The 24858-nt window shown below is 71.8% G+C and carries 23 protein-coding genes; 16 read left to right on the top strand and 7 right to left on the bottom strand.

Annotated elements, in window-relative coordinates; translation table 11 throughout:
- The first annotated feature begins 33 nt into the window (after window positions 1–33).
- The 6 genes from BJ984_RS16160 to BJ984_RS16185 all read left to right on the top strand — a co-directional run bounded on the left by BJ984_RS16160 (window position 34) and on the right by BJ984_RS16185 (window position 6260).
- On the top strand, window positions 34–828 hold the full coding sequence (locus BJ984_RS16160; protein ID WP_179548867.1) for a GNAT family N-acetyltransferase: 795 nt from the start codon (window positions 34–36) through the stop codon (window positions 826–828).
- A gap of 33 nt (window positions 829–861) precedes the next feature.
- On the top strand, window positions 862–1578 hold the full coding sequence (locus BJ984_RS16165; RefSeq protein ID WP_179548868.1) for an MSMEG_4193 family putative phosphomutase: 717 nt from the start codon (window positions 862–864) through the stop codon (window positions 1576–1578).
- A gap of 88 nt (window positions 1579–1666) precedes the next feature.
- Window positions 1667–2242: a DUF3090 domain-containing protein gene (locus BJ984_RS16170; protein WP_179548869.1), complete on the top strand. Its 576-nt coding sequence runs from the start codon at window positions 1667–1669 to the stop codon at window positions 2240–2242.
- 104 nt (window positions 2243–2346) lie between these two features.
- Window positions 2347–3081: an SCO1664 family protein gene (locus BJ984_RS16175; RefSeq protein WP_246306828.1), complete on the top strand. Its 735-nt coding sequence runs from the start codon at window positions 2347–2349 to the stop codon at window positions 3079–3081.
- Between the two features lie 21 nt (window positions 3082–3102).
- On the top strand, window positions 3103–4827 hold the full coding sequence (locus BJ984_RS16180) for a cation:proton antiporter (protein WP_179548871.1): 1725 nt from the start codon (window positions 3103–3105) through the stop codon (window positions 4825–4827).
- 71 nt (window positions 4828–4898) lie between these two features.
- A complete protein-coding gene (locus BJ984_RS16185) occupies window positions 4899–6260 on the top strand; it encodes an HNH endonuclease signature motif containing protein (RefSeq protein WP_179548872.1) in 1362 nt (453 codons plus the stop codon).
- A gap of 111 nt (window positions 6261–6371) precedes the next feature.
- Here the strand turns inward: BJ984_RS16185 and BJ984_RS16190 are convergent, their stop codons facing one another.
- Window positions 6372–8414, bottom strand: a complete 2043-nt coding sequence (locus tag BJ984_RS16190) for a vWA domain-containing protein (protein WP_271206518.1) — start codon at window positions 8412–8414, stop codon at window positions 6372–6374.
- Window positions 8415–8524: 110 nt separating this feature from the next.
- The gene (locus BJ984_RS16195; RefSeq protein WP_179549521.1) at window positions 8525–9907 is read right to left on the bottom strand and encodes a magnesium chelatase ATPase subunit I; all 1383 of its coding nucleotides are present in this window, start codon (window positions 9905–9907) and stop codon (window positions 8525–8527) included.
- 200 nt (window positions 9908–10107) lie between these two features.
- Between BJ984_RS16195 and BJ984_RS16200 the strand changes: the two genes are divergently transcribed.
- From BJ984_RS16200 to BJ984_RS16215, 4 genes are all read left to right on the top strand, one after another.
- Complete coding sequence (locus BJ984_RS16200) at window positions 10108–11130, top strand: 3-oxoacyl-ACP synthase III (RefSeq protein ID WP_173181612.1); 1023 nt, start codon at window positions 10108–10110, stop codon at window positions 11128–11130.
- A complete protein-coding gene (locus BJ984_RS16205; protein WP_179548873.1) occupies window positions 11127–13883 on the top strand; it encodes an alpha/beta fold hydrolase in 2757 nt (918 codons plus the stop codon). Before BJ984_RS16200 ends, BJ984_RS16205 begins: the two co-directional genes overlap by 4 nt.
- Window positions 13880–14857, top strand: a complete 978-nt coding sequence (locus tag BJ984_RS16210; RefSeq protein ID WP_179548874.1) for an NAD-dependent epimerase/dehydratase family protein — start codon at window positions 13880–13882, stop codon at window positions 14855–14857. The genes BJ984_RS16205 and BJ984_RS16210 overlap by 4 nt, the downstream gene beginning before the upstream one ends.
- A gap of 150 nt (window positions 14858–15007) precedes the next feature.
- Entirely contained in the window at window positions 15008–15406 is a 399-nt protein-coding gene (locus tag BJ984_RS16215; protein ID WP_179548875.1) for a hypothetical protein, read from the top strand.
- 137 nt (window positions 15407–15543) lie between these two features.
- On the opposite strand, the gene BJ984_RS16220 is transcribed toward BJ984_RS16215, so the two are convergent.
- From BJ984_RS16220 to BJ984_RS16240, 5 genes are read right to left on the bottom strand one after another with little or no spacing between them, the layout of a single operon-like run.
- The gene (locus tag BJ984_RS16220) at window positions 15544–15876 is read right to left on the bottom strand and encodes a hypothetical protein (protein ID WP_179548876.1); all 333 of its coding nucleotides are present in this window, start codon (window positions 15874–15876) and stop codon (window positions 15544–15546) included.
- Window positions 15873–17297 (bottom strand): DUF1254 domain-containing protein, encoded by a 1425-nt coding sequence (locus BJ984_RS16225; RefSeq protein WP_179548877.1) that lies wholly within the window; start codon window positions 17295–17297, stop codon window positions 15873–15875. The genes BJ984_RS16220 and BJ984_RS16225 overlap by 4 nt, the downstream gene beginning before the upstream one ends.
- Entirely contained in the window at window positions 17297–17644 is a 348-nt protein-coding gene (locus BJ984_RS16230; RefSeq protein ID WP_179548878.1) for an SHOCT domain-containing protein, read from the bottom strand. The genes BJ984_RS16225 and BJ984_RS16230 overlap by 1 nt, the downstream gene beginning before the upstream one ends.
- Window positions 17645–17647: 3 nt before the next feature.
- Window positions 17648–18073 (bottom strand): DUF6325 family protein, encoded by a 426-nt coding sequence (locus BJ984_RS16235; protein WP_179548879.1) that lies wholly within the window; start codon window positions 18071–18073, stop codon window positions 17648–17650.
- 8 nt (window positions 18074–18081) lie between these two features.
- The gene (locus tag BJ984_RS16240; RefSeq protein WP_179548880.1) at window positions 18082–18576 is read right to left on the bottom strand and encodes a DUF1269 domain-containing protein; all 495 of its coding nucleotides are present in this window, start codon (window positions 18574–18576) and stop codon (window positions 18082–18084) included.
- Between the two features lie 185 nt (window positions 18577–18761).
- On the opposite strand from BJ984_RS16240, the gene BJ984_RS16245 reads away from it, so the two are divergent.
- The 6 genes from BJ984_RS16245 (at window position 18762) to BJ984_RS16270 (ending at window position 24815) form a co-directional block, all read left to right on the top strand.
- Window positions 18762–19484: a GAP family protein gene (locus tag BJ984_RS16245; protein ID WP_179548881.1), complete on the top strand. Its 723-nt coding sequence runs from the start codon at window positions 18762–18764 to the stop codon at window positions 19482–19484.
- A gap of 92 nt (window positions 19485–19576) precedes the next feature.
- Complete coding sequence (locus BJ984_RS16250) at window positions 19577–20338, top strand: mechanosensitive ion channel family protein (RefSeq protein WP_179548882.1); 762 nt, start codon at window positions 19577–19579, stop codon at window positions 20336–20338.
- A gap of 8 nt (window positions 20339–20346) precedes the next feature.
- Window positions 20347–22008, top strand: coding sequence for a SulP family inorganic anion transporter (locus BJ984_RS16255; protein ID WP_179548883.1), 1662 nt, complete (start codon window positions 20347–20349; stop codon window positions 22006–22008).
- Between the two features lie 22 nt (window positions 22009–22030).
- Entirely contained in the window at window positions 22031–22702 is a 672-nt protein-coding gene (locus tag BJ984_RS16260) for a GAP family protein (RefSeq protein ID WP_179548884.1), read from the top strand.
- Entirely contained in the window at window positions 22702–23994 is a 1293-nt protein-coding gene (locus BJ984_RS16265) for a DUF1254 domain-containing protein (RefSeq protein ID WP_179548885.1), read from the top strand. Before BJ984_RS16260 ends, BJ984_RS16265 begins: the two co-directional genes overlap by 1 nt.
- Window positions 23994–24815 carry an alpha/beta hydrolase gene (locus BJ984_RS16270; protein ID WP_179548886.1) on the top strand — a complete coding sequence of 274 codons (822 nt, stop codon included), beginning with the start codon at window positions 23994–23996 and terminating at the stop codon, window positions 24813–24815. The genes BJ984_RS16265 and BJ984_RS16270 overlap by 1 nt, the downstream gene beginning before the upstream one ends.
- The last annotated feature ends 43 nt before the right edge of the window (window positions 24816–24858 follow it).

Below are 24858 nucleotides of genomic sequence, written 5' to 3' on the forward strand. Positions count from 1 at the left end.
CCGCCGCGGCGGGCTGCGTGCGAGGCTGGTGCGATGACCGACGACATCGCCATGTACCTCCGCGCCTACGACGAGCAGCTGCGCGGCGACGCCGAGACACCGAGTGCCGTGCACGTCGAGCGGCTCGGCCCGCTGCGGCTCGTCACCTTCGCGGGCGGCCGCGGCTTCATCAGCTACCGCGATCTCGGCGGGGCCGACGAGGCGGCGATCCGGGCGATGGTTCCGGATGCTCTGCAGCACCTCACCGCCGACCCCGCCATCCGGCGCGTGGAGTGGAAGACCCGCGGCCACGACGACGCCCCGGGCCTCCACGAGGCGCTGCTCGCGGCTGGCTTCGAGGCCGAGGATCCCGAGTCGATCGTGGTCGGCCCGCTCGAGGCCCTCGCGGCGCTCTCCCCCGAGCCGCCCGTCGGGGTGACGGTGCGCAGGGTGACCGAGGAGTCCGAGGTGCGCGCGATGAGCGCGGCGGTCGACGAGGCCTTCGGTGAGGAGGTCGACACGGCCATCGCCGACGCACTGGTGGCTCGCCTCGCCCGTGGCGACGGCATGGAGCTCTGGGTCGCCGAGGCCGACGGGCGCATGGTCGGCGGCGGGCGCCTCGAACCGGTGGCCGGCACCGAGTTCGTCGGCATCTGGGGCGGCGCCGTGCTGCCGGCCTACCGCGGCCGGGGCATCTACCGCGCGCTGACGGCGTCCCGCGCCCGATCGGCCCTCGCCCGGGGCGCGCGGCTCGTCCACAGCGACAGCACCGAGTACTCCCGGCCCATCCTGGAGCGGTCGGGCCTCGTGAAGGTGTCCACCACCACGCCCTATCGCTGGGTGCGCTGACAGGGGGTCGTCGGGACTGTCTAGGCTGGCCCGATGGCCACAGTCATCCTCGTGCGGCACGGACGCACCACCGCCAACGCCTCCGGACTGCTCGCGGGGCGCACCCCGGGCGTGCGCCTCGACGAGGTCGGGCAGGAGCAGGCCGCCCGCACAGCCGAGCGGCTCGCCGTCGTGCCGCTGGTCGCCGTCGTCTCGAGCCCGCTGGAGCGATGCCGGCAGACGGCGACGAGCATCCTGGACCGGCAGGTCGGCGGAGCGGCCGGGGCCGGCGCGCGGCCAGGTGAGCTGCGCATCGAGGACGATCTCACCGAGTGCGACTACGGCGACTGGCAGGGCCGCACGCTGAAGGAGCTGGCGAGCGAGCCGCTCTGGTCGGTCGTGCAGCGCCAACCCTCGGCCGTCACCTTCCCGGGCGGGGAGTCGATGGCGACGATGCAGCTGCGCGGGGCGTCCGCGGTGCGGCGGCTCGACGCGGCGTTCGAGGCCGAGCACGGCCCCGGCGCGGTGTGGGTCGCGGTGAGCCACGGCGACATCATCAAGGGCATCCTGGCCGACGCGCTCGGCATGCACCTCGACCTCTTCCAGCGCATCAGCGTGAGTCCCGCCTCCGTCTCGATCGTGCGCTACGGCGCCGACCGGCCCGACGTGGTGGCGACCAACACCGAGGCCGGCGAGCTGGGCTGGCTGGCGGCCGCCCCGCCCATGGCCGACGCGCCGGTCGGCGGCGGCGCCGGCAACGCGCCGGTCTGACCTGCGGAGCGCGAGCGCGGAGTCGGATCGGAGCAGGGAGTCCGACCGGATCCGAGCGGCACGGGCATCCGGTCAATAAAATAGGTGCATGCCCACAATCGTTCACGACTTCGCCTGGCCCGACCGCGTCGTGGTCGGCACCGTCGGCCACCCGGGGTCGCGCACCTTCTACCTGCAGGCCCGCACCGGCGCGCAGCTCGTGAGCGTCGCGCTCGAGAAGGAGCAGTCGGCGGTGCTCGCCGAGAAGATCGACGAGATCCTCGACGAGCTGATGGTGAACGACGGCAACCGCTTCAGCGTGCCGAGCACCATCCCGGTCGAGCTGGTCGACAACGAGCCGCTCGAGCCGGTGTTCGAGCAGTTCCGCGCGGGGGCGATGGGGCTCGGGTGGGACCCGACGACGGCCCAGCTCGTGGTCGAGGCGTACCCGCTCATCGAGGCCGAGCCCGTCCCCGACGACCCGGCGGCCGAGCTCGAGTGGGAGACCGGCGAGCCGATGATCGAGCCCGCCGAGCTGCTGGTGGTGCGGATGCCCGTGGGCACCGCTCGCGCGTTCGCCAAGCGCACCCGGGAGATCGTCGGCGCGGGCCGACCCCTCTGCCCGCTCTGCGGCAGCCCGATGGACCCGGAGGGCCACGTCTGCCCCGTCGGCGACGACGTCTGACCGTGCCTTCGCAGCCGGCACCCGACGACGCCCCCGTCGGCGCGCCCGCCGGCCCGGCCGACAGCTCGCTCGCCGGCCCGCCCGACGACTCACTCGAGCTCGAGTTGATCGGCCGCATCACCACGGCCTCGAACGCGACCTTCCTCGCCCGCCTGGGCGACGTCGAGATCGTCTACAAACCCGTCTCGGGCGAGAAGCCGCTCTGGGACTTCCCCGACGGCACCCTCGCCGACCGTGAGGCCGCGGCCTTCATCGTCTCGGAGGTGCTCGGCGGCGGGGTCGTGCCCCGCACCTGGCTCCGTGACGGACCGCTCGGGCCCGGCATGGTGCAGCTCTGGCAGACCGTCGACCCCGAGCAGGACGCCGTCGACCTCGTGGCCGCGAACGCCGTGCCCGCGACGGGCTGGCGCCGGGTCTTCGACGGCCACGACGACGAGGACCGGCCGGTCGCGCTCATCCACGAGGACACCCCGGCCCTCCGCCGCATGGCGGTCTTCGACGTCATCGCGAACAACGCCGACCGCAAGGGCGGGCACGTGCTGCCCCTCGCGAACGGCCACCGCCACGGGGTCGACCACGGCCTCACCTTCCACGCCGAGCACAAGCTGCGCACGGTGCTGTGGGGCTGGATCGACGAACCGCTCTCCGGCGACGAGCTCGCCGGGGTCGAGCGGGTGCTCGCGGCGCTCACCGACGGCGGCCTGGTCGACACCCTCTCCCCGCTGCTCACCGACGACGAGATCGTCGCGCTCGCCGACCGCTGCGAGCGCCTGCTCGGTGAGGCGCGCTTCCCCGCGCCCGACGGCTACATGCCGGCCGTGCCCTGGCCGATCTTCTGACCCCGGTTAGGGTCGACGAGTATGGAGCTGGGCATCTACGGGATCATCGCGGTCGCGGTGATCGTCGCGGTCGCCGCGTTCTCGAAGCGCCTCGGCATCGCCGCGCCCATCATCCTGGTCGTGGTCGGTGTCGGCCTCTCGTACCTCCCGGGGGTGCCCGAGATCGAGGTGCCGCACGAGATCATCCTCGACGGCCTGCTGCCGCCCATCCTCTACGCCGCGGCGGTGGCCGTGCCGGTGGTCGACTTCCGGCGCAACCTCGCGCCGATCGCGAGCCTCTCGGTGGTGCTCGTGATCGTCACGGCCTTCGCCACCGGGTTCCTGCTCTACGCGCTGCTGCCCGATCTCAACTTCGCGGCGGCTGTGGCACTCGGCGCGATCATCAGCCCTCCGGATGCGGTGGCCGCCACCTCGATCGGACGTCGCCTCGGCCTGCCGCCACGCCTGCTCACGCTGCTCGAGGGCGAGGGCCTCGTCAACGACGCGACCGCCCTGGTGCTGCTCCGCTCGGCCGTGGCCGCCGCAGCCGGAGCGATGACCACGCCCTGGGCGGGCGTCACCGACTTCCTGTTCGCCGCCGCCGTCGCGGTGCTCGTCGGTCTGGCGGCCGGTGCCGTCACCGTGTTCGTGCGCTCGAAGCTGTCCGACCCGGTGCTCGACACCGCGCTGTCGCTCGCCGTTCCCTTCGTCGCATTCGTACCGGCGGAACAGCTCGGAGCATCCGGCGTTCTCGCCGTCGTCGTCGCCGGCCTGTACACCGGGCACGCCTCTCCCACGAAGTTCTCGCCGCAGTCGCGGATCAGCGACCGGATCAACTGGCGCACGATCCAGTTCCTGCTCGAGAACGGTGTATTCCTGCTGATCGGGCTCGAGATCCGCACCCTGATCGAAGACGTGCAGCCCGAGATCCTCACGGTCGAGGCCTCGTTCGGCATCGGGTTGCTCGCCACCGTGGCGCTGGTGCTCATCCGCTATCTCTGGATCGGGCCGCTCGTCTTCGGGCTGGCCCAACGCGAGAAGCACAACGAGCGCCGCACCTACCAATCGCTGCTCGCCCTGTACTACTACCGGAGCCATCCCGTCTCGACGAAGCGTCAGGCCCGCACCCGCAACCGGCTGGAGCGGGACTACGAGCGTCGCCGAGCAGATCTCGAGCAGCAGCGGCAGGAGCGGATCGACTGGCGCGGCGGCATCGTTCTCGGCTGGTCGGGCATGCGCGGTGTGGTGACGCTCGCGGCCGCCCAGTCGCTGCCCGAGGACACCCCCTACCGGCCGCAGCTGATCCTGATCGCCTTCACGGTCGCGGTGACGAGTATCGTGCTGCAGGGCGGCACCCTGCCGTGGCTGATCCGGCTGCTCGGCGTGGAGGGCATCGACGCGAAGGAGGATCGCAAGGAGCTCGCGCAGCTGCTGGAGACCATCAGCAGCGCGGGGCTCGAGAAGCTCGACGAGCAGGTGGCGGAACGCAGCGACCTCATCGACCCGGAGGTCGTGGAGCGTGCCCGCCAGGCTACGTTCTTGCGCACCGAGGCCGCCTGGGAACGGGCCGGGCGACGCGAGCAGCCCGACGAGACCCCGCATCGGCTCTACCGCGAGCTGCGACTCGCGATCGTGGCGGCCGAGCGGGAGAAAATGCTCGAACTGCGGGCCGTCGGCACCTACCCCTCGCGCATTCTGGCCGAGGCGCAGGCGCTGCTCGACCAGGAGGAGACGCGGCTGCAGCGGCGGCCGGGCGGGGCCCACTAGGCGACGGAATCGGGCAGCGCCGCCTTATAGATAACCGAGCATTCATCAGCTGTTTCTGATAGAATCTCAGTATGAGTTCAGCCTCCCGCATCCTTGAGATGGCCGCCGCCGTCTGCGGCCGTTCCGGCGCGGGTCTGGCCGGTCTCGGTGATGACGAGTTGCTCGAATTGATGGCCGCCTACGAGACTCTCGGGCGCGCGGTGTCGGCGCAGCAGGTTCGGTTTGCGGGTGAGGTCGGGGTGCGGTCGCGCACCGAGCTGGGCGACGATGGGCTGAGCCGGTCGCAGAACTTCACCAGCCCCGTCGCGCTCATCGCGAAGGTCACCGGGGCATCGGCGCGGGCGTGCAAGGCGCGGCTCGAGCTCGGGCGGAAGCTGCGCGGTGCCGTGCTGCTGGGTGGGGGCGAAGGGCCGGCACCGTTCCCGGCGGTCGCCCGCGTGCTCGATGAAGGCGTGCTCGGCGTCGAGGCAGCGGCTGCCATCATGAAGCAGTGCAGTGCGCTCGCCGACCGTGGATGCTCCCCCGAGGTTGTGAGCCTCGCCGAGGAAACACTCGTCGACCAGACCATCTCGTGCCGGCTCACCGCCGATGAGACGTCCAGAGCTGCCATTCACCTGCGCGAGGTGCTCGACCCCGACGGTGCCGAACCGCGCGACGAGGTGCTGCAGATGCAGCGGTCGCTGACCATCGCGCTGGCCCCGGATGGGATGTACCGGGGGAAGTTCGCGCTCACGCCCGAGCAGGGCGGAGTGTGGTTCTCGAGCATCCAGGCGCTGCAGAGCCCCCGCATCACTGGCCCCCGGTTCGTCGATGGAGACGAATACGCGATCGCCGATGGTCGCACGCAGGCGCAGAAGAATGCCGACACGGTGACCGAGTTGATTGCCCGCGCTGCTGGGGCCGAGGACATGCCGCGTATCAACGGTGCCATCGCCACCGTCAACGTGCACATGACCCTCGACGACCTCGAGAAGGGGCGGGGTGTCGGGTGGATCGATGGCATCGATCAGCCCGTCCCCGCCTCCACCATCGCCCAGCTGCGCTGCTCATCGCCGGTCGCGGCGACGCTGTTCGGTGAGAAGGGCGAGGTGCTCTATCACGGCAAGGCCAAGCGGCTCTTCACGGCGGCGCAGAACCGGGCACTAGCCGCCCGAGACGGCGGCTGCGTCTGGCCCAGCTGCGACCGGCCACCCTCATACTGCGAAACACACCATGCGAACGAGTGGGTTTCGGACGATCATCCGCCCGGCCGCACTGACATCGACAACGGCGTTCTGCTCTGCCACTTCCACCACTCACATCTACACAAATCGCCGTGGAAATTGACCATGCACGATGGGGTGCCCCACCTCATCCCACCCAGATGGGTAGACACGGAACAGAAGCCAATTCCGACCACCGGGCGTCGCACCATTCAGCGACCCGCCGCTTAGCCAGCCACCGCATCCGAGGGCAAGCGCGAAGCGCGCGGCAGCACACACGGCTGCCGCGCGCTGACGCGCTTGCCCGAGATGGACATGGCTGGGTTCACGAGGTGGGACTGATCACCAGAGGCCGCCTAGACGCCGGGCTCCTCCGCCGAAGTCGTCCGCTGCGCCCGGGGTGCTGCCGCGTGATCCGAGGTAGGAGCCCACGACGGCCGCGCCCAGGTCGTCGGCTTCCGGTGCCACCACGGAACCGTCGACCCTCCGGGCCATCGAGTCGATGAAGCGCGCCAGCCCCGGGTCGTCGCCGAGGCGGAAGAAGGTCGTTCGGGCGCCGAGGCGCAGCGAGTTGTCGAGCTCCCGCACGGCGTACGCGATCGTGAGCGGATGCGGCGGGTAGCTGAAGAACACCTCCCCGTTCGCCTCGAGGTGCGAGGTCGGCTCGCCGTCGGTGACGATGAGCAGCACGGGCTGGGCGTTCGGGTGCTTGCGGAAGTGCCGGTTCGCCAAGAGCAGCGCGTGGTGCAGGTTCGTGCCCTTGTCCCACTCGGCCTCGAGCCCGGTGAGCTCCTCGATCGGCATCACCTGCGCCGAGCGGCCGAAGGCGATCAGCTGCAGGTCGTCACCGCGGAAGCGGCTCGTGATCAGGGTGTGCAGCGCGAGCGCGGTGCGCTTCATCGGCACCCACCGGCCGTCCATCGCCATCGAGAACGAGGTGTCGACGAGCAGCGCGACGGCCGCTTGCGTGCGCGCCTCGGTCTCCTGCACCTCGACGTCGCCGATCTCGATCCGCACGCCGTTCGCCGTCGACCCGCCCGAGCCGGCGACCCTGGTGACTGCGTTCGTGATGGTCCGGGTGACGTCCCACGGCTCGGTGTCGCCGAACGCCCACTCGCGGGTCGAGCCCGACCGCTCCCCCGCGGCTCCGGCCTGCCGCACGTCGCGGGCGCCCTGGCGCCCCGAGAGGCGCTGGGCGACGTCGCGCAGCAGCGCCTTGCCGAGCTGCCGCATCGCCTTCGGGGTCATCCGCAGCTGCCCGTCCGAGCCCCGCTTCATCGTGCCGGTGTCGCGCAGGGCCTTCTCGAGCTCCTGCAGCGTCCGGGCGTCGACCACCGCATCCGCCCCGAGCTGACGCGAGAGCGCATCGAGGTCGAGGTCGTCGAGCCGCGAGCCGTTGTAGGACTGGGCCAGCTGCTCGCTCAGCTCGTCGAGGTCGGCCAGGTCCTGGAAGACGCCGGTGCCGTCGCCGAGCCCGAGGCCCTGCTCGCCGTCCATCCGCTCCGAGCCGCCCCAGTCCTCACCGGGGCGGAGCGAGCGCAGCGTCTCGTCGAGCCGGCCGAGGCCCTGCATCAGCTCGGGCGAGCCGAAGGCCTGCTGGGCGAGGGCGTCGAGCTCGTCGCGCTGCTCCTGGGTCATCGAGTTGCGCATCCGCTGCGCCGCGGCGGCCCGGGCGGCGAGGGCGTCGAGCAGCTCGTCGATGGTCTCCGGATGCTCGGGGAAGAACTCCCCGTGCTTCGCCATGAACGCGTCGAACTGCTCGGGGGTGTCCTCGCCGCGGGCGTGCGCCTCCAGCAGTTCGTTAAGGTCGCCGAGCATCTCCGTGATCGCCTCGCGGTCGGCGTCGCTCGCGTTCTCGAGGGCGTTCTTCATGCCGGCGAAGCGCTGGTCGAGCATCTCGCGGCCGAGCAGGTCTTTGATCTTCTCGAAGTCGGCGCGGGCCTCCGAGCTCTTCCAGTCGTAGCCATTGAGCTCATTGACGGCAGCTGCGGCGGATGACGGGAGGTTGTCGAGCTGCATCTGCGCGAGCGCGCGGTCGCCCTCGTCCATCAGCGCGTCGCGGGCGAGCTGCTTGCGCTCGGACAGCACCGCCTTGTCGAGCAGGTCCTTGATCTCCTGCAGGGTGCCGTCGAGGTTGTGCTCGCGGGTGAGATCCCGCCGACGCTCGGCCACACGCCGGGCCAGGTCGTCGAGGCCGTTCTGGTCGCGGCCTCCGCGGCGGAGGAACTCGCGGAGCGCCTGCTCGGGCGAGTAGCCCGCCATCACCTCCTCGCCGATGGCGTCGAGCGCCTCGGTGAGGTCGACCGGCGGCGCCAGAGGGTCGGGGCCGTCGACGTACCGCCCGTAGCGGGCGGCCCGGGTGAGGCGGCGGTTCGCCCTAGGCACGGTCGCGCATCCGCTCGTCGTGAACGGATGCGCGGCGAACGGATGCGCAGCGAACAGATGCGCGGTGAACGGATGCGCACACGGCAGCCGCCCCCTCAGCCACAGCCCGCTCAGCCATAGATCGTCTCGCCGCCGCCCGACTCCTTGCTCACCCGGCGGGCGAGGTAGAGGCCCTCGAGGGCGAGCTCGATGGCGCCGGCGCGCTGGCCGTCGTTCGTGGCGCCGAGGCGGTCGCCGATCTCGTCGTAGAGCTCGGACTCGCCGAGCGAGGGCAGGCCCGCGAGGAAGTCGCGCGCGGCCACCTGCTCACCCGTGGTGACGAGCGAGCCGCTCTCGAGCGCGTCGACCAGCAGCGCGAAGTCGACGCCGCGGAAGTGCGCGCGCACGGTCTCGGCGGTCGCGGTGCGGAGCAGGTGGTCGAGGATCTCGTCCTCCCGGCCCTCCTCGCCCGACTCGAACTCGATCTTGCCGCCGAGCACGTCGACCGCCGTCTCGAGGTCGACCGGGCGGGCCACCGCCTCCTGCTCGCCCTGGCGGGTCGCACGGTGGATGGCGGCCGCCGCGATCGTCTCGGCACCGGCGATCGAGAAGCGGGCGCTGACGCCGCTGCGCTGGTCGACCGACGCCGACTCGCGGAGGTTGCGGGTGAAGCGGGCGAGGATCTCGATCAGGTAGTCGGGCACGTCGGCGACGAGCTCGGCCTCTTGGCGAATGACGGCGATCTCGTCGGCCAGCTCGGTCGGGTAGTGGGTGCGGATCTCGGCGCCGAAGCGGTCCTTCAGCGGGGTGATGATGCGGCCGCGGTTGGTGTAGTCCTCGGGGTTGGCGCTCGCGACGACGAGGACGTCGAGGGGCAGCCGCAGCACGTAGCCGCGGATCTGGATGTCCCGCTCCTCCATCACGTTGAGCATCGCGACCTGGATGCGCTCGGCGAGGTCGGGCAGCTCGTTGATCGCGACGATGCCACGGTGGCTGCGCGGGATGAGGCCGAAGTGGATGGTCTCGGGGTCGCCGAGCGACCGGCCTTCAGCCACCTTCATCGGGTCGACGTCGCCGATCAGGTCGGCCACGCTCGTGTCGGGGGTGGCGAGCTTCTCGACGTAGCGCTCCTCGCGACGGCGCCAGGCGATGGGAAGCTCGTCGCCGAGCTCGGCCGCACGGCGGAGGCTGACGCTGGTGATCGGCTCGTAGGGGTGCTCGCCGAGCTCGGATCCCTCGATCACGGGCGACCACTCGTCGAGGAGGCCGGACAGGGTGCGGAGCAGCCGGGTCTTGCCCTGGCCGCGCTCGCCGAGCAGCACGATGTCGTGCCCCGCGATGAGCGCGCGCTCGAGCTGCGGGATGACCGTGGACTCGAAGCCGTGCAGGCCCGGCCAGGGGTCGCGGCCCTCCCGGAGGGCGTCGAGGAGGTTGTCGCGGATCTCGGTGCGGAGGGTCTTCTGCACGTGCCCGGAGGCACGCAGTTCGCCGACCGTCGTCAGGGTTGGGCGCATCACGCGGGCAATGCTACGCCCGCTTTCCGGGGGTGATGTCAGGGGTTCGGCAACCCCTCGGAAGGCCTCCGTGTGCAGTCGAGGGCACGGCGTGCCTAGGATGCGAGGATGACCGGTTCAGCGTCCGCCCAGCGCACTCCCTGTAGATTACTGGTCTCGCGCGTGCGATCACGCGCGTTCTGGAGAGCCGCGGAGGATTCGTGACCGGCAATTCGACTACCCGATTCCGTAACGTGGCACTGCTGTCCGTTGCGAGCACGATCCCGTCGAGGGTGACCACCTCCGACGAGATCGAGCAGAAGCTCGCCGTGGCGCTCAAGCGCCTCAAGCTGCGGAGCGGTCTGCTGCGCCGCGTGGCCGGCGTGCTCGAGCGACGCAACTGGGGCCCCGGCGAGAGCTCCGACGCCGCCACGATCTCGGCCGGGCGCCGCGCACTGGCCGAGGCCGGCATCGACGCCTCCGAGATCGGGCTCATGATCAACACCTCGGTGACCCGCCAGCACCTCGAACCCTCGGTGGCCGTGCGCATCCACGACGGGCTCGGGCTGCCCAGCTCGGCCATCAACTTCGACGTCGCGAACGCCTGCCTCGGCTTCGTGACCGGGATGACCCTGGCCGCCGCGATGATCGAGTCGGGCCAGGTGAAGTACGCGCTGATCGTCAACGGCGAGGACGCCGACGAGATCCAGGTCAACACGATCGAGCGGCTGCTGCGCGACGACATCGACCGCGAGGCCTTCATGAGCGAGTTCGCCTCGCTCACCCTCGGCTCGGGAGCGGCGGCCGCCGTGATCGGGCCGGCCGACGCGCATCCGTCCGGCCACCGCATCCTGGGCGGGGTCACCCGGGCCGCCACGCAGTTCCACGAGCTCTGCGTCGGCAGCGTCGACGGCATGTTCACGGATGCGCGGGCACTCCTGAAGGGCGGGCTCGACCTCGTGCTCTCCGCCTGGAAGGAGGCGCAGACCGAGTGGCGCTGGGGCAAGATGGACCGCTACATCACCCACCAGGTCTCGTCGGTGCACACCGACTCGATGGTGCGGGCCGCGACGCTCGACAAGAGCCGCGTGCCGGTGACCTACCCGCATCTCGGCAACGTGGGGCCGGCGTCGATCCCGATCACGCTCGCCGAGGAGCAGAAGACGCTGAAGAACGGCGACCGCGTGCTGCTGATGGGCGTGGGGTCGGGGCTGAACACGGCTCTGATGGAGATCGCCTGGTGACGGCCTCGCCGTCTCCCGCCCGTTCCGCCGCCCGCCCCGCCGTCGCTCCTGCCGCGCTGCCTCCTGCGGGGCTCGACGGGTTCGACACCGCCCACTCACGGCTGCTCAGCGTCGGCGACGACTCCTGGCACTACGTCGACACAGCGGATGCGCTGGCCGCCCTCGGGGTGGAGCCGGTCGGCACCGTACTGGCGGTGCACGGCAACCCGACGTGGTCGTACCTCTGGCGGCACGTCGTAGCCGCGACTCTCGACGCCGCCCGCTCGGGCGGGCCGGCCTGGCGCGTGGTCGCGGTCGACCAGCTCGAGATGGGCTACTCCTCGCGCAGCGGCTCAGCCCGTACGCTGCCGCAGCGCATCGACGATCTCTCGGCATTCACCGACGCCCTCGGCCTCACCGGGCCGGTCGTCACCCTCGGGCACGACTGGGGCGGGGTGATCTCGCTCGGCTGGGCGACGACCCACCCCGAGTCGCTGGCCGGCGTGATGCTGCTGAACACCGCCGTGCACCAGCCCGCCGACGTGCCCATCCCGGCGCCGCTCCGGCTCGCCAGGGCGCGCGGGATGCTCGGGGCCGGCTCCGTGCAGACCACCGGGTTCCTCGACGTCACGCTCTCGCTGGCCGCGCCGCCGCTGGCCCCGTCGGTGCGCGCGGGGTACCGCGCGCCGTACCCGACGGCCGCGCGCCGCCGTGGGATCGGTGCGTTCGTCGCCGACATCCCCGTGGACGCCTCGCACCCGAGCCACGCGCGGCTGACCCGGCTCGCCGCCGACGTCGCCGCGCTGCGGGTAGCGGCGCTGATGCTCTGGGGGCCGCGGGATCCGATCTTCAGCGACCGGTACCTCGACGACCTCGTCGGGCGGCTGCCGCACGCGCAGGTGCACCGGTTCGAGGGTGCGGGACACCTCGTTGCCGAGGACGCGCCGGTGGCGGAGTCGGTGCTGACGTGGCTGGGCGAATACGTTCCGGCGTCGGGCTCGGAGGGGGCGTCGGGCTCGGAGGGGGCGTCGGGCGCGGACGGGGCGGCGGGGGCCGACGGCGACCGTGCGGATCGCGCATCCGTCGACTTCGCACCGCTGTGGGCGCGGCTCGAGGAGCGGCGCGACGACCCGACCGACGCCGTGATCGAGCTGCGCGGTGAGGGCGTGCGGCGCGTGTCGTGGCGAACCCTGAACGACCGCGTCACCCGCCTGGCCGCCGGACTGCACCGCCTGGGCGTGCGGAAGGGCGACCGCGTCTCGCTGCTGACGATCCCGGGCGCGACCCTCACAGCCGTGGTCTACGCCTGCCTGCGGCTCGGTGCCGTCGTGGTCGTGGCCGACGCGGGCCTCGGCGTGCAGGGACTCGGCCGGGCGCTCCGCGGCGCCTACCCCGACTACGTGATCGGCGAGACCCGTGGGCTGGCGGCGGCGCGGGCGCTCGGCTGGCCGGGCATCCGCATCTCGACCGCGCGGTTGCCGCGTGCCTCGGCGCGGGCGCTGGGTGTGACCGTCAGCCTGCGCGAGTTGCTCGACTGGCCGTCCGTCGCCGTTCCGCCGGCGCCCGGGCCCGACGAGCCCGCCGCGATCCTGTACACCTCCGGGTCGACCGGCCCCGCGAAGGGCGTCGTCTACACGCACGCCCAGCTGTCGGCGGTGCGGGATGCGCTGGGTGAGCACTTCGCCGTCACGCCCGACTCGGGTCTCGTGACGGGATTCGCGCCGTTCGCGCTGCTCGGGCCCGCACTCGGCGCCCGGTCGTCGACCCCCGAGATGGACGTCTCGGCACCGCGCACGCTGACCGCCCGCGCGGTGGCGGCAGCGGTCGCCGCGGCCGCGGCCGACATCGTGTTCCTCTCCCCCGCGGCCATCCTGAACGTGGTGGCGACAGCGGGCGAGCTCGAGTCGGGCGAGCGCACCGTGCTCGAGGGCGTGCGCACGGTGCTGTCGACCGGGGCGCCGGTGAGCGAGCGGATGCTCTCCGACCTCGTCGATCTCATGCCGAACGCGACGGCGCATGCCATCTACGGGATGACCGAGTGCCTGCTGGTGTCGGACATCACGCTCGAGGAGGTGCGGTCGGTGCGGTCGGTGCGGGCGGTCGGGTCGGTTGGGTCTGCCGCGGTGTCGGCTTCGGGTGGTTCGGCGTCACGTGACGAGGGAGTGTGCGTCGGGCATCCGATCGCCGGGGTCGAGGCGCGGATCAGTGCGCTCGATGCCCTCGGACGCGCCACCGGCTCGCCGTCGACGGCGGCCGGCGTGCTCGGTGAGGTGCTGATCTCGGCGCCCCACCTCAAGAGCGGCTACGACCGGCTCTGGCTGACCGACCGCGAGGCCGAGCGCGACACCCCCTCTGGTGGACGGTGGCATCGCACCGGCGACGTCGGGCACCTCGACGCCGACGGGCGGCTGTGGATCGAGGGGCGGGTGCCGCACGTGATCGCGACCACCGACGGGCCGGTCGCCCCGGTCGGCGCCGAGCAGGCAATCGAGACCGTCGAGGCGGTGCGCCGCGCGGCGGTGGTGGGGGTGGGTCCGCAGGGCCTCCGGCAGTTCGTCGCCGTCGTCGAGGCGGAGCCCCGCGCGCGCCGGGCCTCGCTCGCCGCGCCCGAGCTGGCGCGGGACGTGCGGGAGTCGGTCGGGCATCCGCTCGTCGCGGTCTTCACGGTCGCGCAGCTGCCGACGGACATCCGGCACAACTCGAAGATCGACCGGGCGGGGCTGTCGCTCTGGGCCGAGGCCGCGCTCGAGGGCCGGCGGCTGAGCGCACCGTGACCGTTCTCGTCACCGGAGCGAGTGGCCTGCTCGGGCGGGCCGTCGCGGCGGAGATCGTCGCGCGCGGGCAGACCGTTCGCACGCTGCAGCGACGGCCGTCGGGACTGGCGACCGTCACCGATCTCGCGGGGTCGGTGACGGATGCCGACGCGGTCGCGCGGGCGGTCGAGGGCGTCGATTCCGTGGTGCACCTGGCTGCCAAGGTCTCGCTCGCGGGTGACCCCGAGGAATTCACGGCGGTCAACGTCGAGGGCACTCGCCTGCTGCTCGAGGCCGCCGAGCGGGCGGGCGTCGAACGCTTCGTGCAGGTCTCGTCGCCGTCGGTGGCCCACGCGGGTCACTCGCTCGTCGGTGCCGGCGCCGACCCGGCCGACCCGGCGAGGGCGCGGGGTCTCTACGCGCGCACGAAGGCCGAGGGGGAACTGCTCGCGCTCGCCCGCGACCGGCCGGGCTTCGCCGTGATCGCCGTGCGGCCGCATATCGTCTGGGGGCCGGGCGACACCCAGCTCGTCGAGCGTGTCGTCGACCGCGCCCGGCACGGCCGCTTGCCCCTGCTCGGCGACGGCACCGCCCTCATCGACAGCACCTACGTCGACAACGCCGCCACGGCGATCGCGTCCGCGCTGGAGCGGGCCGCGCATCCGGACGCCCACGGCCGCCCCTTCGTCGTGACCAACGGGGAGCCGCGCCCCGTGGCCGAGCTGCTCGCGGGGATCTGCCTCGCGGCGGGCGTGCAGCCCCCGCGCTGGAGCGTGCCGGCCGGTCTCGCCCGGGCCGCGGGCGGCGCCGTCGAGCGCTGGTGGGCGCTGCGCCCCGGCGCCGACGAGCCGCCCATGACGCGCTTCCTCGCCGAGCAGCTCTCGACCGCCCACTGGTTCGACCAGCGCGCGACCCGCCACGCGCTCGCCTGGGCCCCGGCCGTCCCCCTCGACGAGGGCTTCCGCCGCCTCGCGGCCCACTACGCCCGCCCCTGAGCCCCGCTGCTCCACTGTCGACTCCGCTCGGCCCAGTCGATGCTCGCTGCGATCCGTGACCGGTGCAGCAGGGGTCGACCGGTTTCGCATTGTGGACAGCGAGCCGGTCGGCCCCTTCTCTGCGCGGCAGGCGCGCCGGAGGCTGGAACGATGGATGGTGAAGCCGAACGCGACGGCTATGGCGAACTGTACGAGCAGTTCGTCAGCAGCCGGGGCATCGATCACGATCCGGCCGGCTGGAACGACGAGGACGTCGTGGCCTGGCGGCACCAGTACCGGCGCTGGGAAGAACGCGACCGCGAGGTTCCGGCCGGGCTCCCCTCGCCTCTGGGAGGCTCGGCGACCTTCGAGTCGGGTGCGCTGCCACTGAAGGTCTCCGCGGTCGGGCCTGGCGTGTGGTCGATCCGTCGGCCAGGTGCCCGGGCGACCCTGGCCATCCTGACCGAGACCACGTCGGACGACGCCCAGCACTTCTCTCTGCTCGGCCCCGGCATCGAGGTGTCAGGCCCGGACTGGCGCGAGCTGCTGGCGGCCATCTCCGGCGACTGAATCGGCTGAACCGGTCGAACCGGCTGAATCAGCTGAATCGGCTGCAAGAGCGTGCGCCCGCCCGGCCGGTGGCGCGACGCGGAGCCCGGCGCGCAGCGACACGGAGCCCGGCGCGCGGCGACCCGGCACCCGGCGGATCAGTAGACGAACAGCTGTGCCAGCACCACGACCACGATCACGAGCAGCGCCACCACCGCGGCCACGACCTGCAGCCCGCGGCGGTCGAGCTTCGCGATGGCGAAGCCCGCGGCGACCGGGAGCGCCGCGAGCAGGATCGCGATCAGCCACCAGAACGCCTGGAACCCACCGCGGCTCGCGTCGTCGAGCGCGTCGCCGAACAGTCGCTGCGTGCGCGGGTGGGTCGCGAAGGCGACGGCCGCCGACAGCGGGTACGCGATGACCGCGGCCAGGATGATGCCGGCGAACAGCCCCCACCAGCCGCGCTCGCGCACCAGCGGTCTCTCGGTCACGACCGCGCCTCCACCGCGGTGATGTCGCCGAGCTTCCAGCTCCGGTCGAGGTAGGGCTCGAGCGGCCCGTAGAACCGGAAGTACGAGAACCAGTGCCGCCCGGGGATGGTCTGCACCCAGTTCGCCTCGCCCGACGCTGGCGCCGAAGGACCGAAGTACAAGTCGACCGACCCGTCCTCGTTCACCACGAGCTCCTCGTCGCGCGAGCCGCGGTCGCCACGCTGTTGCTCGTTGTCGATCAGGCACCGCGTCGTGACGTCGTACACGGTCGCCGACCAGAACAATTTGGCGGGCACTTCGGCCGGCACGTGCAGGGTGTAGTCCCGGCCTCCGTCGAGCCACTCGCCCGCCGCGTCGGTGTACGAGCCGAGGTAGGCCTGGCCGACCCCCGGCGTCGTGCTCTTCATGGCCTCCGAGAAACTGACCGCCTCGTAGAACCAGGATGCACGCTCGAGCAGTTCGTCGTAGCCCTCGCCTCGCTGCGCAGAGTCGTCCAGCACGATCGCCTGCTCCCAGGCCCGGTCGGGCCAGTACGATCCTTGCTCGAAGCGCTTGGCGAAGGTGTTCGCCTGGGCCATCAGCTCGCCCGCCGCGGCGCCCTGCTCCAGGATGCCCTGCAGCCGCGCATCCGGAGCGAAGGGCTTGCCCTTCTCGATGCCGAGCTGCTTCAGCATGGCGAGGTAGAAGCGGTCGCGCTCGTCGACGATCTCGCTCTGGTAGATCTCGTGCAGGCGCCGCCAGTAGTCGAGGCCCCGCGGTTGGTCGCCCGTCCAGGGGCGGCCGTCGGGTGAGACGATGCGGGTGGGGCGGGGATCGGCACGGTCGGCGTACGGGTGGATGCGCACGGCGTGCACCAGGGCGTCGGCACGGGCCGGATCGGGGTCGAGGGTGCGGAACCCGAACATGATGTTGACGCCGGAGGACCGCAGCGTGCGGTAGTCGGCCTCGATCCCGTCGGGAGCATCGACCCCCGGCGCGAGGATGACGTACTTGCCACCCTCACCGTGATCCGGCCCCATCTCGCCCATGGCCCCGACCTCACGCTGCCAGAAGTCCGAGACTCCGCCCGCGGTCGGCCCGGCCGGCAGCTCGACGACGAGCGGCCCGGTCTCGGCGAGGTCGAAGAAGTTCAGGATGTACGGGGTCGTCGCATTGGCCGTGATCAGCCCGAGGCGGTCCTGGTAGGACAGATACCGCACGAGGTCGCTGCTTGTCGCTCCGAAGACGTCGTAGTGCTGCGTCTTCCACTGCGCATACGAGACCAGGGGCAGCGCCCAGAGGTAGGCCTGGCAGGCGAACTGGTAGTCGAGCTCGTCGAAGACGACGGCGACGGATGTGCGGGCCGGCAGCTCCCCGTCGAACTCCACCCCGGCGAGCCGACCGGGCAGCCCGACCTTCGGGGTCGTGTCGTCGCCGGCCATCAGCCTAGGATCCGGGCCTTGGCGGCGGAGAACTCGGCGTCGGTCAGGGCGCCGGCGGTGTGCAGGGCGGCTAGACGCTCGAGCTCGGCGATGGTGTCGCCGCCGGAGCCGGCGGAGGCGGCGGGCGGCGGGGCGGCCTGCTGGGCAGCGGCCTGCTGGGCCGCCGCCTGCATCGCGGCCTGCTGCTGCTGGGCCTCGTAGTCGGCTGCCTCGGCCGACTGCTGGGCGCGGCGCTGCTGGGCGTTGCGCATGCCGCCGGAGACCGCGGAGGCGGTCCCGGCGACGACGGCGGTGCGGGCGGCGAGCCCGAGGAGGCCGGGCCGGCCGAAGCGGTTGAAGAGGGGCATCGATCAGCTCCGGAGTTCGGTGAGGAGGTCGTTGACGACGGGCGCGGGGATGCGTTCGGCGGCGAGGACCTCGCCCCCCGACGCGGCGAGCGCCGATCCGAGCCGGCGGGCCCAGACGTGCTCGAGAACGACGACGGCGGCCGAGGTTCCCGGCGGCACCTGCTCCGCGAGTTCGTCGAGGTCCTCACCGCCGGCGATGCCGGACGCCTCGAGCTCGACGGTGCCGAAGCCGTACTCGTCGGAGACGTCCTCGATCTCCTGCGCCGTGAGCACCCCGTCGGTGTCGCGTCTGAGGAACACGATGTCGATCAGGCGCACGGCCTGGGTCTCGAGCGTGTCGGTGAGGGCGGTGACGAGCCCGGGGTCGGGCCGGTCGCTGCCGAAGCCGACGAGCAGGATCTCGACCGGCCCGAAGTGCAGTTCGGTCATCCGCTCGGCTACTTCTTCTCGGCGAGGTCGTGGATGAGGGTCTTCTCGTCCTCCTCGGAAAGCGAGGTCTGCACCACGGTGCCCTGGTAGGGGGCGAGGGCGGCGGCGAACTTGTCCTCGGTGAGCTTCACCGCGTAGAGCACGACCGCGGACTTGCCGGCGGTGACGGTGCTCTTCACCCGGTCGCGGAACTCCGCGTCGAGGCCGGTCTTGTCGATGCCGGCGAACAGCGCGCCGAACAGGCCGCCGAAGACGAGCCCGGCGAACGGGATGAAGAACAGGATGCCGATCAGCGCGCCGAAAAGAGCTCCACCGGCTGCGCCGATGCCGATCTTTCCGACCGTTCCCGGGTACTCGACGTGGGTCTTGCCCTCGCCGTCGACCTTCACCAGCGCGAGGCCGGCGAGCTCGACCACGAGGTCGTTCTGCAATGCCTGAATCTGGTTGTAGGCCTCTTCGGCCTGGGTCTCGGAATCGAACGCGATGACGATCAGATCGGCCATGGCCGGCACTCCCCTGTGAGCGTGGGTGGGAGCCTGTCGCCCACCATCTCCACGAGATGCGACCCCCCGGGCCCCACCTTGCGACGACTCTAAACGCGACCACCGCATGAGGGCCAGCAAATTCTTCGTGACAGGCGAACTTATGTAGACCATGATGAGGACACGAGCGGAGGTTGGGAGCCGAAGTGGGGGATCTGGTCGCGTCGCTGCTGCCGCTTTCGCTCGGGATCGTGATGAGCCCGCTGGCGATCATGGCGCTCGTCGCGGTGCTGCTGTCGGGCCGTCCGAGGCAGAACGGCGTCGCGTTCCTGCTGGGCTGGGCGGTCGCGATCGTCGTCGCGCTCGGGGTGAGCTACACCGTCTTCGGGCTGCTGGAGCTGCGGGAGCGAACCGCCCCTCCCGTGTGGGTGCCCACCGTGCGACTCGTCCTCGGCCTGCTGCTGGTCGGGGGTGCCGTCTGGATCTACCGGCGAGGCCGCGCCCATACGCGCGCCATGGCCGAGGCGCAGTCGCCCGCCGAGGTGGCGGCGGCCGCACCGCAATTGCCCGGCTGGCTGCAGAAGGTGAGCACGTTCTCGCCCGGCCGCTCGTTCCTGCTGGGGCTCGGCATCTTCCTCCTCAACCCGGTCGACGCCTCCTGCGCCGTGCTGGCCGGGCTCGACGTGCGGCTGGCCGAGGTGGAGCCGTCCGCCGGTGTGGCCGCGCTGGTGGTGTTCGGCATCGTCGGGGTGCTGCCGATCGGGACACCCGTCGTGCTCGTGCTCGTGCGGGGCGAGTCCGCCGCTCCGGTGCTGACGCGCATCCGCACTTGGATCGCCTCGCACACGAGTGTGCTCAACGCCGCGCTCGTGCTCGTCATCGCGGTGCTGCAGCTGCAGAAGGCGGTGTCGACATTCCTGGCCTACTGATCCTGCCTGGCCCGCCCGCCGCCGTCACCCCGCCCGATCTGAGCGGGCTGCTCGCCTCGCCCTCGATCAGCGGTTGGGACATCGGCTTCGCCGTGGCGTCGATCGTCGCCGCCTGGATCCTGTCGGTGTTCGCCAAGCGGGGCGTGCTGGCGGTGCTGCGGAGGATGCAGGGAATCGGTGAGGGGGCGGCCATCCTCACCGCCCGGATCGTGCGCTACGCGATCCTGCTCGTCGGCATCGGGGTGGCCTTCGCGTTCCTCGGCGCCTCCGTCCAGCCGCTCATCGCGGTCGCCCTGATCGTCGGCGCCGTCGTCGTGCTCGCACTGCGGGGCATCTCCGCGAACTTCGCGGCCGGCCTCGTGCTGCAGACCCGGCACCCGATCAAGGTCGGCGACGAGATCGAGGTGGGCGGGTACGTCGGAGCCGTCAGGGAGCTGAACGGACGCAGTGTCGTGATCGTGACGCGCGACGGACGCAACGTCCACATCCCGAACTCCCAGGTGCTCGAGTCGCCGCTCGTCAATCACTCCGAGCTGGGCCTCCGCCGCTCCGACGTCGAGGTGCGCGTGCAGGCCGGTGCAGAGGGGGCGGAACCCGTCCGGTCGCTGATCGCCGAAGCGGTGGCGTCGGTCGAGGGCGTCGACAAGGCCCGCGCCGGGACTGTTCTGCTGCAGAGCAGCGAGCCCGATCGCGTGGTGCTCCTCGTGCGCTTCTGGCACCACCCCCTGGCGGCTCCGGCGATCTGCTCCCCGGTCGTGCAGGCCATCGCCGACGCGCTGCACGGCGCCGGGCATCCGGCCGTCGTCACGTCCGCCCTGCCGGCCGTCGCCCTGACCCCGCCCCCGAGGATGTGAGCGCCGCCATGGCATCGACGCACCCGACACGACCGATCCGGCCGCTCACCGGGCTGAGCCTGCGGAACGCCGCGACCGAGGTCGTCGCCGGTGTGACGCTGCTCGCGATCGCGGTGCCGCTCAACATCGGCTACGCCCAGATCGCGGGGCTGCCGCCGACGGCCGGGCTGTACGCCCTGGTGCTGCCCGCGATCGTCTACGCGATCGTCGTGTCGTCCCGTCAGCTGGTGGCGTCCCCGGATGCCGCCGCGGCCGCCCTCGTCGCGTCGTCGATCGGCGGGCTCGCGGTGGCGGGCAGCGCCGACTACCTCACGATGGCTCTCGCGCAGGCCATCATCAGCGGCGTGCTGTTCGTGCTCGCGGCCGTGTTCAAGCTCGGGTTCCTGGCGAACTTCCTGTCCAAACCCATCCTGATCGGGTTCGTGGGTGGGCTCGCACTCGACATCCTGGTCAGTCAGCTCGCCAAGATGCTCGGCGTGAAGATCGACTCCGGCGGCGAGTTCATCGACAAAGTCGTGGGGCTCGTGACGGGGCTGCCGGGTCTGAACGGGTTGTCGGTGCTCATCGCGGCGCTGGCGGTCGCTGTGCTGCTCGTGGGGCGCCGGCTTGCCCGGGCGGTGCCGTGGGCTCTGATCGTGCTGATCGTCGCGACGGTGGTCACGGTCACGACCGGGCTGGAGGAACAGGGAGTCTCCGTGCTCGGCCCGGTCGACGCCGGGCCGCCGGTTCTCACGTGGCCGATCCTGAGCTGGGGCACCTGGCTTGCGCTCGTGCCCTCGGCCATCGCCCTGACCATGGTGACGATGGCCGAGGGTCTGCTGGTGGCGCGCAGCTACGGCGAGAAGCACCGCTACGAGACCCGCCCGAACCGCGACCTCCTCGCCTTCGGAGCCGCGAACATCGCCTCCGGCGCGTCGGGCGGCTTCGCCGTCGGTTCCTCGACATCCCGCACCGCGGCAATGGACCAGGCCGGGTCGCGCACGCAGCTGCCGAGCCTCGTCGCCGCCGTCGGCACCCTGCTGCTCCTGCTTTTCGGCACCGGGCTGCTCGAGCACATCCCCTCGCCCGCGATCGGGGCGATCGTCGGTGTCGCGATCCTCCCGCTCCTCGGCATTCGCGAGTTCCGGACTCTCTGGCGTCAGGACCGGTTCGAGTTCGCGGTCGGTGCGGTCTGCTTCCTCGTCACCCTGTTCGTCGGCGCCATCCCGGGCATCGTGGTCGCGTTCGTGCTGGCCCTGATCAATTTGGCGCGGCGCGCCTCCTCTCCCGCGATCGACGTGCTCGCCGCCGACGGCGACCCGGAGTCCTCGCTGCTGAATGCCGCGCCGCCGGGCACGTCCACCGCTCCAGGAGTGGTCGTGATCCGGCTCGCCGCGCCGCTGTTCTTCGCGAACGGGTCGGTGTTCGCCGATGCGGTGAAGCGGGTGGTGACGGCCGGAACGGACATCCGTCATGTCGTGCTCGACCTCGAAGCGGTCTCGGACGTCGACGTCACCGGCGCCGAGACCTTCGAGGCGCTGAAGACCTGGCTGGGCGACAACGACGTCACCTTGTCGTTCAGCCGCCCGCGGGCCGAGATCGTCGAGCGGATGCGCGCCCTCGGCCTGATCGCCGACGAGACCCTCTACCCCACGAACCGGGCCGCCCTCCAGTCCCTCAGCCCGCAGTAGAACGACAGGAAACGAGGATCCCATGGGTTCAGTCACCGGCGAGATACTCCCGCTCGCACTCGGCATCGCGATCAGTCCGATCCCGATCATCGCGGCCATCCTGATGCTGTTGTCCCCGAAAGCCCGCGGCACGAGCCTCGGATTCCTCCTCGGCTGGCTGCTCGGCATCGTCGTCGCGGTCGTGCTGTTCACGCTGCTGTCGTCGGTCATCCCGCAGGGCGACGCCGACGACCCGAAGCCCGTCGCCGGGGTCATCAAGATCATCCTCGGGGCGGCGCTGCTGCTGCTCGCCGTGAAGCAGTGGCGCGGCCGCCCGAAGGAGGGTGCGGAGCCGGCGATGCCGAAGTGGATGTCGGCCATCGACACCATGACGCCGGGGCGCGGCCTCGTTCTGGGCTTCCTGCTCTCGGGGCTGAACCCGAAGAACCTGCTGATGGGCGTCGCCGCCGGCGTCGCCATCGGGTCGGGATCGCTCGCCGTCGGCGAGATCGTGGTGTCGGTCGTCGTGTTCACCGTGATCGCGGCGTCGACCGTCGCCGTGCCGGTGATCGCCTACCTCGCCGCGACCTCGCGGATGACCGGCCCGCTCGAGTCGCTGCGGAAGTGGCTCGTGCACAACAACGCCACGGTGATGGCCGTGCTGCTGCTCGTGATCGGCGTCGTGCTGATCGGCAAAGGGATAGGGAGTTTCTGATGAACGACGAACGACGATCGATCGCCCGCGACGCGTACATCTTCGGGTACGCGATGGTCGAGAACTATCGCACGCTCTACGAGCAGGCGGTCGACAGCGACGACTCGCGCTACACCGGTGGGTTCGGCGGGTTCCGGCACTACTCCGAGCCGTTCACCCCGGAGAACACCGACATCGTCACGCCGAACAACGACACTCCCTACTCGTGGGGGTGGTTCGACCTGCGGGCCGAGCCGGTCGTGATCACGGTTCCGGCGATCGACCGGTTCTACATCCTGCCGTTCCACGACCTGTACACGGTGTACGCGGGCTACGTCAGTGCGGCGACCACCGGCACCGGGCCGGGTCGGTACCTGCTCGCCGGGCCGTCGTGGACCGATGACACCCCGGAGGGCTTCGACGGCGTCATCACCGCCTCGACCGACTTCGTCGGCTGCCTCGGGCGCACCGCATTCACCGACGGCGACGTCGAGGAGCTCAAGCGGATCCAGCACTCGTACGCGGTGGCGCCGCTGCACGAGGTGACCGGAAGCGCGGCGCCGGTGGCGGCACCCGACCCCGATTGGCCCGTCTGGGACGAAGCGGCGGCCACGGACATCCGCTTCTTCGACGTGCTCGACTTCCTGCTGCGCTTCGCACCGGTGCTCGAGGAGGACCGTGGTATTCGCGACCGGCTCGCGAGCGTCGGCCTGGACGGCAGCGGAACCTTCGCGACGAGCGGACTCGACGCGGATGCGCGGGCCGACTTCGAGCAGGGACTCGCCGACGGCATCGCCCACCTCGACGACATCGCCGAGCACACCGCCAGCTCGACCGGTCTCTTCGGCACCCGGGAGGAGATGTCGGGCGCGTACGACAACCGGAACGTCGGCGCCAAGAAGGGGCTCTACGGCCTGCCTCCGGCGATCGCCTGGTACGGCGGATGGCTGGTCGATTCGGCCGGCAACCGGATCGTGGGCACGACCGACTACACGATCACCTTCACGGCCGAGCAGCTTCCGAAGGCGCGGTTCTTCTGGTCGGCGACGCTGTACACGCTGCCGCAGCGGCTGCTCAGCGCGAACGAGATCGACCGCTACTCGATCGGCGACCGCACCGAGGGAATCCGCTACGGCGACGACGGGTCGTTGACGCTGTTCGTGCAGCACCGTCGGCCTGCCGACGAGACGGAGGCGGCGAACTGGCTGCCGTCGCCGGAGGGCCCGTTCACGGTGATCATCCGCGCGTACGGAGGGGACGAATCGATCGCGGAGGGCCGGTACCGGTTGCCGGCGATCACCCCTCGGGCGTGATGTCCGCGGATCCGCCGCTGGGGTTCTGGCCCGGGCTGCCCTACGCCGATCGCCCCGAGGGCACGCTGCGGCTCGACGTCCTGGCGCCCGCGGGAACGGGCGGCGGGGCGGAGAGGGCCGGGAGCCGGGTGCCCGGAGCATCCGCTCGGCCTCACGCCCCGGTCGTGGTCTTCCTGCACGGCGGGGGCTGGCACGAGGGCGACCGGGGGGCGGCGCTGCACCCGTGGCTGAACCCGCTGCTCGCTGCCCGGGGGTTCGTGACCGTCGCGCCGACGTACCGGCTGAGCGGAACGGCGGTGTGGCCCGCCGCCTTGGAGGACGCGCGGGCCGCCGTGGCCTGGACGATCGAGCACGCCGAGGAGTTCGGCGGCGACCCCGCGCGCGTCGGCGTGTGGGGCTTCTCGGCGGGCGCGCAGCTCGCGGCGCTCGTCGCGCTGGAGGCGTCGAGCGGGGTGCGGGCCGCCGCCGTCGCCGCGTGCCCCGCCGATCTGCGCGACGCTGACGTCGCCGGGGACAACGAGGTGACGCGACTCCTGGGGGTGCCGGCGACGCCCGAGCGGCTGGCTGCGCTCAGTGCCGTCACGCTCGTGCGAGCGCCGACGGTGCCGTTCTCGATCGTGCACGGCACGGCCGACGAGGTCGTGCCGTTCTGGCAGGGGGTGGCGCTGCGGGACGCCGTCCGGGCGGCGGGCGGTGTCGCCGAGTGGCACGCCGTCGAGGGCGGCCGCCACGACTGGGCCGACACCCCGTCAGCGGGGCTCGACGAGGGGCCGCCGAGCTTCGGCTCGCTCGCGGCCGACTTCTTCGAGCGGATGCTCTGACCGCCGCCGCCCCATCGGCCGGCGCCGCCCGCGCCGGAGCTCA

The organism is Herbiconiux flava (assembly GCF_013409865.1).
Lineage (GTDB): Bacteria > Actinomycetota > Actinomycetes > Actinomycetales > Microbacteriaceae > Herbiconiux > Herbiconiux flava.

Bases quoted from the DNA above. Each gene is read 5' to 3' on its own strand.
- BJ984_RS16160 (WP_179548867.1), top strand. From the start codon at position 34: ATGACCGACGACATCGCCATGTACCTCCGCGCCTACGACGAGCAGCTG.
- BJ984_RS16165 (WP_179548868.1), top strand. From the start codon at position 862: ATGGCCACAGTCATCCTCGTGCGGCACGGACGCACCACCGCCAACGCC.
- BJ984_RS16170 (WP_179548869.1), top strand. From the start codon at position 1,667: ATGCCCACAATCGTTCACGACTTCGCCTGGCCCGACCGCGTCGTGGTC.
- BJ984_RS16180 (WP_179548871.1), top strand. From the start codon at position 3,103: ATGGAGCTGGGCATCTACGGGATCATCGCGGTCGCGGTGATCGTCGCG.
- BJ984_RS16185 (WP_179548872.1), top strand. From the start codon at position 4,899: ATGAGTTCAGCCTCCCGCATCCTTGAGATGGCCGCCGCCGTCTGCGGC.
- BJ984_RS16195 (WP_179549521.1), bottom strand. From the start codon at position 9,907: ATGCGCCCAACCCTGACGACGGTCGGCGAACTGCGTGCCTCCGGGCAC.
- BJ984_RS16215 (WP_179548875.1), top strand. From the start codon at position 15,008: ATGGATGGTGAAGCCGAACGCGACGGCTATGGCGAACTGTACGAGCAG.
- BJ984_RS16225 (WP_179548877.1), bottom strand. From the start codon at position 17,297: ATGGCCGGCGACGACACGACCCCGAAGGTCGGGCTGCCCGGTCGGCTC.
- BJ984_RS16230 (WP_179548878.1), bottom strand. From the start codon at position 17,644: ATGCCCCTCTTCAACCGCTTCGGCCGGCCCGGCCTCCTCGGGCTCGCC.
- BJ984_RS16235 (WP_179548879.1), bottom strand. From the start codon at position 18,073: ATGACCGAACTGCACTTCGGGCCGGTCGAGATCCTGCTCGTCGGCTTC.
- BJ984_RS16240 (WP_179548880.1), bottom strand. From the start codon at position 18,576: ATGGCCGATCTGATCGTCATCGCGTTCGATTCCGAGACCCAGGCCGAA.
- BJ984_RS16255 (WP_179548883.1), top strand. From the start codon at position 20,347: ATGGCATCGACGCACCCGACACGACCGATCCGGCCGCTCACCGGGCTG.
- BJ984_RS16260 (WP_179548884.1), top strand. From the start codon at position 22,031: ATGGGTTCAGTCACCGGCGAGATACTCCCGCTCGCACTCGGCATCGCG.
- BJ984_RS16265 (WP_179548885.1), top strand. From the start codon at position 22,702: ATGAACGACGAACGACGATCGATCGCCCGCGACGCGTACATCTTCGGG.
- BJ984_RS16270 (WP_179548886.1), top strand. From the start codon at position 23,994: ATGTCCGCGGATCCGCCGCTGGGGTTCTGGCCCGGGCTGCCCTACGCC.